A 1,327-nucleotide genomic window follows, 5' to 3' on the forward strand; every position below is an offset into this window, starting at 1 on the left:
AGCCCGGTGCGAGGCCGAGGAGGGTGCCGAGCGGGACGACGAGGGTGGCGCCGGCGTAGAAGCCGTCCTTGGCGCGCCGCGCGGTGAAGGGGTTCCAGAACGTGTTCGGGTTGACCACGTACTGAACCACCGGCTCGATGATCACGCCCGCGCCGACATCGAAGTGCGCGTTGGCCTCGAACACGAACTTGTCGCGCGAATACGGGGCGCCCGAGCCGCCCGAGATGAAGTTCGCGTCAGACAAGAACTGCGTGTAGTTCTCCGACAAACGCTGCCAGTTCATCTTCAGCCCGTAGCTGTCGTTGGGCCGGCTCTGGTCGGGCGCGTCGAGGCGCACGCCGACGAACGAGTTGAAGCGGATCGGCACCGTCGGGTCGAAGGAATAGCCCGTGCCGGTGTAGAGCGAGATTGACGTCGGGTGCGGGTTGGCGACGAGGCCGCCATCGGCGCGCCAGACCGTCTGCGTGCCGGTGAGCACGATGCCGGAGGTGCCGTTCTTCTGCAGCACCGGGGCGCCGGGGTTCAGGCCCTTGGAGGTGCCGAACACCGTCTTGAAGTTGTCGTCGTGATCGGCCGTGTTGAAGAAGCCGGTGAGCGAGGCGCGGCCGGGATAGGCGGTCATGGTGTAGTCGGTCTTGGTGCCGATCTCGGTCATCACCAGCGCGCCCGAGAGCCGCTCGTAGCCGAAATCGTAGCCCGAGAGCGCGTTGGTGCCGGGGTTCACCGAGAAGGCGCCGGCCTGGACGTAGCTCGTGGGCGAGAGCTGGTAGGCGGCATTCGCCCCCCAGACGGCGTAGAGCGGCGAGGTGAAGCCGGCGTTGATGTAGAACAGGTCCTGGAAGCAGGAATTGATCGAGTTGCACGGCGGCAGGCCGTAGTAGCGGTCGGGGTGGGTGCGGCCGACCTCGATGACGAGGCGGTCGTCGAGGAGCTTCTGCTGGTAGGTGAGCAGCGAGAGGCGGTTGTTGTTGGGGTTGAACGGCGGCTGGTAGCCCACCGTGGTGTCGCCGATATCGGCGGCCATGTTGAGATTGCGGACGTTGCCGAAGAAGGTCTGGGTGAACTTGATGGTGCCGCCACTGATGTTGGCGATGCGCTGCATGTCGGCGGTCATGGAGAGGACGAAGTAGGTCGAGTTCGACTGCTCTCCGGTGCGCAGGCCGGCCGAGGGGTTGGCCTGGTAGAAGTTGTAGATGTTGATGTCGAAGGTGAGCCCGCGCTCGGCCATGTGGGTGGCCCAGGGGGCGAGCGGGCCGACGCGGACGGGATCGGTGGCCTTCTCGGCGATGGCCGGATCGGTGCGCGGCTGGGTCTGGTCGTTGAACTG

General features: G+C 66.0%; 1 protein-coding gene. It reads right to left on the reverse strand.

Going from position 1 to position 1,327, the window contains the following annotated elements:
* Positions 1–1,327: carbohydrate porin (locus E4V01_RS25305; protein WP_135300290.1), on the reverse strand; the 1,327-nt coding region annotated here is incomplete at both ends.

This window comes from Methylorubrum sp. Q1 (genome assembly GCF_004683995.1).
GTDB lineage: Bacteria > Pseudomonadota > Alphaproteobacteria > Rhizobiales > Beijerinckiaceae > Methylobacterium.